Genomic DNA, 7548 nt, shown 5'->3' with positions numbered 1-7548 from the left:
GGTCCGGTTCGATCATGTCGACGGGGTATCCCGTCCGCTCACCGATCACGTCGAGCACCAGCGCGAGAACGGACTCGGCGCTCGGTATCTCGGCTCCGGCGGTGGCAGTGACAGCGGGCGCCGGGACGGGAGCTGATCCGGGCCCCGTGAACCGCTCGACCAGGGCGGTGATGGCGGCGGCGGTACGGGCCTTTGCCAGCTCCTCCACGTCGGTCTCGCTTGTTGCGGTCAGGCCCAGTCTGCCTGCCAACTCTCCGGCGATTTCTGCCCGCTTGATGGAGTCGACGCTGAGGTCGGCCTCCAGGTCGAGGTCCGGTTCGATCATGTCGACGGGGTATCCCGTCCGCTCACCGATCACGTCGAGTACGACCGACAGCACCGAGACGCCGGCGGGCGCCGCCGCCAGGGCCGGCACCGGACTCGCGGCAGGCCGCTGAGCCGGAACGGCGGGCAGTGCGGTCACGGTGACGGGCGCGTCCGCGTACGTGACGCGGGCGGGAGCGTCCGCATAGGCGAGTGGGGCGGGAGATATCGGCCGTACCCCTGGACCCGTCCCCAGATACCCCAGCATCACATCCCGCTGAGCCGCGATCATCTCCCGGCTCGTCCGCAGGAACTCGGTGATAAGAGCCTCGGACCCGGTGGCGGCCACCGGTCCGGCTGACGTGCTGTGGGTCACGAGGGCCTCCGGGAGACGCTGGGCGGGATGGAGTGCGGCGGCGGGGAGGGCGCCGTCCGCGGAGCGGAGCAGATGTCCGTCGACGGTCCAGGCGGCGCGCTTGCGGCGAGTGGCACGGGCGTCGGCGGTGACCGCGTCCCGGCCCTGGAAGAGCCAGGCGGTCCTGATGTCGACGCCGGCGACGGCCAGTTGGGCGAGAGCGGAGAGGAAACCGGTGAGCCCGCTGCGCGGGCCGTCCTCCAGCGCGACCGTCTGGTGCGGCCGGTCGCCGAGGATCTTGTTCACCAGCCGAGTGAGCACCGCGCCGGGGCCGGCCTCGACGAAGATCCTCGCCCCGGCCTCGTACATGGCCTCGATCTGGTCGGCGAACCGGACGGGTGCGCCGATCTGGGCGGCCAGTTCGGCCCGGATCGCCTCGGGCGACTCGGGGTAACGCTCGGCGGTGCGGTTGGACCACACCGGGAAGTCGGTCGCGCCGACCGGGACTTCGGCCAGTACCTCGGCGAACGTGTCGCCGGCCGCGGCGACCAGCGGGCTGTGGAACGCGCACGCCACCGGGATCCGCTTCGCGCTGAGCCCGTGCGCCTTCAGCCGCTCCACGGCGGTGAGGATGTCCTCGGTGGGACCCGAGATCACTGTCTGGCGGGGCGAGTTGCGGTTCGCCGTCACCACTGTTCCGGAGAGGCCCGCGTCCACGAGGGCTGCCGCCACCTCCGGCTCGCCTCCGGCGACGGCGGCCATGGTGCCGGGGTCGCCGTCACCGGTGGCGCCCAGGATGGCGGCGGCCCGGTCGCGGCTGGCCCGCAGCAGCACGTCGGGTGCGAGAGCGCCCGCCGCGGCCAGTGCCGCCAGTTCTCCGTAGCTGTGTCCGGCGGCCATCGCGGGCCGTACGCCGGCCCGGCTCAGGAGCTGGTGTGCGGCGAGTCCGGTGATACCGAGGGCGGGCTGCGCGACGGTGGTGTCGGTGATCCGCTCCTGCTGCTCCTTGCGGCTCTTGTCGTCGAAGGCGGTCGGCGGGAAGAGCACCCGTGCCGTGTCCTCGTCGAGCCGCAGATGACGCTGGAGTTCGGGGAAGGCCACGAACAGTTCGGCGAACATCCCGGGCCGCTGGCTGCCCTGTCCGGGGAAGAGCAGCGCCAGGTCGCCGGGCTCGGTGTCGTCGGCGGCGAACAGGCCTTCCTTCGGCGCGTGTTCACCCGCCACGGCCCGGCGCAGCAGCGCCGTCAGGTCCTGCGTCGACTCGGCCACGAGCGCGATCCAGACCCGCGCGCCACGCGTGGCGACGGACTCGGCGCGCCGGGACGCGGCGAGCGCGAAGTCCCGCAGTCGCCAAGGCTCATAGGGGCCGGAGTCCCCCTCGACGAGGGCGAGCAGATCAGCGGCGGCACGTACGGCCGTGGCCCGGTCGGAGCCCCGGAAGGTGAACAGTTCGGCGGGCCACTGCTGGGCCGCCGTGACGGGCGGCGGACCGTCCTGGTAAGCACGCAGGACGACATGGAAGTTGGTGCCGCCGAAGCCGAACGCACTGACTCCGGCGACTCGTTCGGCCGGAGCCGCCGCCCAGGGACGGGCCTCGGCGTGGAAGGCGAACGGGCTGCTCTGCGCGTCCCAGGCCGGGTTCGGCTCGGTGAGGTGCAGGGTCGGCGGCTTCACGCCGGTGTGCAGGGCGAGCGAGGTCTTGATGAGCCCGGCGAGACCGGCGGCGCACTTGGTGTGCCCGATCTGCGACTTGACCGAGCCGAGCGCGCAACTGCCGGGCTTGGCACCGGCATCCTCGAACACCCTGGTGAGGGAGCCGAGTTCGGTGCGGTCACCGACGACGGTGCCGGTGCCGTGCGCCTCGACGAGACCCACTTCGGCGGGCGAGACACCGGCGTTTCGGTAGGCCCGGGCCAGCGCGTTGTACTGGCCCTCGGGCCGAGGCGCGGTGAGGCCGAGGGCCCGGCCGTCACTGGCGCTGCCGACGCCCTTGATGACCGCGTAGACCCGGTCGCCGTCGCGCTCCGCGTCGGAGAGCCGCTTGAGGACGACGCAGCCGACGCCCTCGCCGAGCGCGATGCCGTCGGCCGTGCTGTCGAAGGGGGCGGAGCGGCCGGAGGGCGAGAGGGCGTGCGCGGAGGCGAAGAGCAGGTAGTCGTTGATGCCGTTGTGCATGTCGGCGCCGCCGCACAGCACCATGTCGCTGGTACCGCTGGTCAGTTCCTTGCAGGCCACGTCGACCGCGGTGAGGGAGGACGCGCAGGCCGCGTCCACCGTGTAGTTGGCGCCCCCGAGGTCGAGACGGTTGGCGATCCGGCCGGAGATGACGTTGGCCAGGATGCCCGGGAAGGAGTCCTCGGTCAGGCGCGGCAACTGCTCGTCGAGCGCGGGCGGCAGGTCGCCCAGGTAGGCGGGCAGTACGGAACGCAGCGTCAGGGCGTTCGACAGGTCGCTGCCGGCCTCTGCGCCGAACACGACCGACGTGCGGGCCCGGTCGAAGGTCCGGCTCCCGTAGCCGGAGTCGTCGAGTGCGCGGCGTGCGGCTTCGAGGGCCAGTAGCTGCACGGGCTCGATGGCGGGCAGCGAGGCCGGCGGAATGCCGTACCGCAGCGGCTCGAAGGGGATCTCGGGGAGGAAACCGCCCCAGCGGGACGGCGTCTTCTCACCCACACCGTCCGGGTCGTGATAGAGGTCCGTGTCCCAGCGGGTCGCAGGTACCTCGGTGACCGCGTCGTCGCCGGCGAGGACGTTGGCCCAGAAGGTGGCCAGGTCGGGGGCGCCGGGGAACATGCAGGCCATGCCGACGATGGCGATGTCGAGCGGCTCGGGGGCGGCCGGGGCGGCCGACTCCTCGATACCCAGGCCGCGCAGCCGCGCCGTGAGGAAGTGCGCCGCACCGGTGGTGACCGCCGTGTGTAGCGCGGCGACGGTGGTGACCTCGGAGCGCAGCACGGCGACCTCGCCGGCCATGAACATGCCCTCGGCGAGCTGCCGTTCCTCGCCGACCGCGCTCAGGCCGCCCGCGACCCGCTCGATGCCCTTGCTGGCCAGTCGCAGTCGCCCGACGTTGAGCTGCTCCAGCTGCTCCCAGGCCTCCCGGCCGGGGATCTCGCGGGCCGCGAGGTCCTCCTTGACGGCCGCGAACTCGTCGGTGAACGGGCTGTTCACGCAGCGGGTGGCGTGTCCGGGAGCGGTCTCCAGGAGATCGGTGCGCTCGGCGTCGATCACCTGCTGCTGGAACAGGGGCAGCACCGCGCCCGCGGTCACGGCCTCCTCGGTGAACAGATACGCCGTGCCCATCAGTACGCCGACGGCGGCACCCTGCGCGCTGAGTGGCGCGGCGAGAGCGGTGACCATGGCGGCCGACCGCTCGTCGTGCACCCCGCCGGCGAACAGCAGCTGCAGTTCGGCGGCCTTGGCCTTCTTCGTGCCCGCCAGGAAGTCGTCGAGTACGCCGAGCTGCGCCTCCCACAGCGGGAAGCTGTTGCGCGGACCGACATGGCCGCCGCACTCGGCGCCCTCGAAGATGAACTTGCGCGCTCCCGCCTCCAGGAACTGCTTCAGCAGCCCCGGCGACGGCACGTGCAGGAACGTGGAGATGCCCACTTCCTCCAGCGCGGCGGCCTGCGCGGGACGGCCGCCCGCGATGATCGCGTGGGAGGGGCGGATCTCCCGTACGACGTCGAGCTGGGCGGCCTTGATCTCCTCGTCGGCGAATCCGAGGACGCCGACGCCCCACGGCTTGTCGCCGAGTGCGTCCCGGGTCTCCTCGAGGACGGCGCGAGTCTGCTCGGCGCCGGAGAGCGCGAGGGCGATGAAGGGCAGTGCGCCCGCGCGGCCCACCTCGGCCGCGAAGGCGGCCTGGTCGCTCACGCGGGTCATCGGCCCCTGGGCCACCGGTAGTTGGGTGCCGAGCGCCTGGCTGCCCGCGCCGCCGGGGGCGAGCGCGGGACCGGCGTTCTTCAGGGCGTCGAGGACCGAGTCGCGTATCCCGCGCACCGCCGCGTGGACGGTGCCCCACCGCTCCTGGAAGCGAGCCGCGAGGAAGCCGTCCTGGCCGATCTCGGGGGCCGGGGAGTCGCCCTCGGCGGGTACGGCGCCGGGCCTGCGGCGTCGTACGACGCGGCGGCCGTCCTCCACGGTGGTCTCGGAGCCGTCGAGCCCGGCCAGCAGGGTGGTGGTCTCGGCGGGCAGCTCGGACTCGGCCTCGGAGAGCAGGGCGAGCTGGGTGTCGAGGACGACACCGGCGCCGCCACCGGCGACGACGGCAGCCGCGGTGTGCGGGCCGGCACCGCCGCAGGCCCAGACCGGCAGGTCCAGCTCCGGGTCGGCGAGCAGCTGTTGAACCAGCACGAAGGTGCTCAGTTCACCAATGGGGCCGCCGGCCTCGTGACCCCGGGCGATGAGCCCGTGGGCCCCGGCCGCGGCGGCCGCCGCGGCCTGCTCGCGACCGGTCACCTCGACGAGCACGCGGCGGCCGGGGAACTCGGCGGGCGTGCACGAGGCGTCGCTGGTCAGCAGGACCGTGTGTACGGCGGAGGGCAGCTCCGGTGCGGGAAAGGCATCGTTGTCGGCCAGTCGTACGCCGAATCCGGCGGCCGACCACTCCTCCGCGAGCGCGAGTTGTGCCGCGGCACGGCGCCCGCCCGAGGTGAGGTCGAGCACGCCCAGCCCACCGGCACGCACAGCAGCCGCGGTGAGCCGTGCCGAAGCGACGGCGAACGGGTTCACGGCGATGACAATGTCTTCGACGGCAAACAGCCCGGAAGTAACAAAATTCGGCACAGGCACGCGAACGCTCCAAATCACACAAGTGTGAGGATGAGATGGGGGAGAGCGCTGGAACGCGCAGCGACTTCGGTGCGCGGCCCGTTCATACTCATTGCGCACCCCTGTGAAAGTCAAACTCTCAAAGAGCGAGTGGACGTGCGTCATTTAACGTCATCGACACAGCTCCGGGGGGTCTGACTTACCAACTGGTAACCAACGCCCCACCAGAAGCACAGCTGGAACTGGTCAGTCGTTCACTCTTGCCCGCCTCTGCCCCAACTCGTCTGCCACGAAGCGGACTTGACGATACGTCAGAAACCGGAGTCTGTGGATCGCCCAGGAAGGGGAATGTTTTCGGTCACGCAAATTGAATGTGCAACAAGTTTTTCTTCACATAGCTGAAACGTGGCTTTGCCTAAAAGGGTGGGATCCGACACTTCGGCTTTAATGGTCGGCTTCGTAATGTCCGGACCGGTCCTGTTCCACCCCCTCGACGTCATTTTTGTCCCCCATGTCGACATGGCGTTTGGGTTAACGAGATTCGGCTCTTGTCGGTCCGGCCGCCCCCGTCGGCGCCGCGCGACATCCTCTTGACGGCCAAGCGCCACGGCCAAGCGTCACGTCCATGCCGATGCCGATGCCGATGCCGATGCCGATGCCCATGTCGCTGTCGTCGGCGCCCGCTGCGGCGGAGGCGGTCGTGCGACTGAGCGGTCCGTGACCGAGAATGGCTCTCCGAAGGTCTGGACCGCGGCTCGACCACGGCCGCCGTGCCGGGCCCGACCCCCACCGTCATGGAGAGCAGGAGTGAGCATGCAGTACGTGAAGCTCGGTTCGACGGGCCTGGACGTGTCCCGGATCTGCCTGGGCTGCATGAGCTTTGGGCTGCCGGATCGCGGCACCCATGAGTGGACGCTCGACGAGGAGGCGTCACGGCCGTTGATCCGCCAGGCACTGGAGGCCGGGATCAATTTCTTCGACACCGCGAACGTGTACTCGGACGGAACCAGTGAGGAGATCGTCGGCAGGGCGCTGGCGGACCTCGCGCGCCGCGACGAGGTCGTCATCGCCACGAAGGTGAACGGCTCGATGCACGAGGGGCCCAACGGCCACGGTCTGTCCCGCAAGGCGATCATGACGGAGATCGACAACAGTCTGCGCCGACTGGGCACCGATTATGTCGACCTGTACCAGATCCACCGCTTCGACCACGCCACCCCCATCGAGGAGACGATGGAGGCCCTGCATGACGTGGTCAAGGCGGGCAAGGCCCGGTACATCGGGGCGAGTTCGATGTACGCCTGGGAGTTCTCCAAGGCCCAGTACACGGCCCGGCTGAACGGCTGGACACGGTTCGTCTCCATGCAGAACCACTACAACCTCCTCTACCGGGAGGAGGAGCGCGAGATGCTGCCGCTCTGCGCGGACCAGGGTGTGGGGGTACTGCCCTGGAGCCCGCTGGCCCGCGGCCGGCTCACCCGCGACTGGGACACCGCCACCGCGCGCAGCCGGACCGACGAGTACGGCAGGAACCTCTATCAGGACGGCGACCGCGAGATCGTGGACGCCGTCGCCCGGACCGCCGCCGCGCGTGACGTACCGCGCGCGCGGATCGCCCTCGCCTGGTTGCTGCACCAGGACACGGTGACCGCGCCCATCGTCGGCGCCACCAAGCCGCAGCACGTCGAGGACGCGGTCGCCGCGCTCGACGTGGAGTTGACGGAGAAGGAGATCGAGGAACTGGACCAGCCGTACGCGCCCAGGGCGATCAGCGGCCACTGACCGTTCGGGACGCGGTGCCCCTCGGTCGACGGGCCGGCTTCCGCGCGACGTGGTGATAAGCGATGAGGCATGGGGAGCGCTCCCTATGCCTCATTGCATTGCATGGGCAGGCAAAGGCGACAATGGCGCTTGAGTGCCTTATGGGCGGTCGAGATGTTCGCCTGGTGGGCGGAACCGCGAGTTCGGCGGGGTGTGCCCGGCCGCGACGGGAATCCGAAATTCATTTGCGTGATCCCCCCGGTCCGGCCGCCCGTCGATATCCCCACTCTCGAAGAGAAAGGGAAAATCGGGATACTGCTTGTTCCGGCTCGTCGCCCTGTGCAAAGGTGTGCGTTGTC

2 protein-coding genes are annotated in these 7548 nt (G+C 70.6%); one reads left to right on the top strand and one right to left on the bottom strand.

The genetic code is table 11. The features are described 5' to 3' along the window. Positions 1-5389: beta-ketoacyl synthase N-terminal-like domain-containing protein (locus ACFWP7_RS18370; RefSeq protein ID WP_384382564.1), on the bottom strand; the 5389-nt coding region annotated here is incomplete at its 3' end. Positions 5390-6241: 852 nt separating this feature from the next. Between ACFWP7_RS18370 and ACFWP7_RS18365 the strand changes: the two genes are divergently transcribed. Continuing rightward, positions 6242-7210, top strand: coding sequence for an aldo/keto reductase (locus tag ACFWP7_RS18365; RefSeq protein WP_384382563.1), 969 nt, complete (start codon positions 6242-6244; stop codon positions 7208-7210). Positions 7211-7548: the final 338 nt, after the last annotated feature.

Source organism: Streptomyces sp. NPDC058470, from assembly GCF_042721055.1.
Classification (GTDB): Bacteria; Actinomycetota; Actinomycetes; order Streptomycetales; family Streptomycetaceae; genus Streptomyces.
Note: the sequence above shows the minus strand (reverse complement) of the source record. Positions and strands in the feature narration are given on the sequence as shown.

What these genes read in the sequence shown, in the direction of transcription:
- ACFWP7_RS18365 (WP_384382563.1), top strand. Translation starts at nt 6,242, where the DNA reads ATGCAGTACGTGAAGCTCGGTTCGACGGGCCTGGACGTGTCCCGGATC.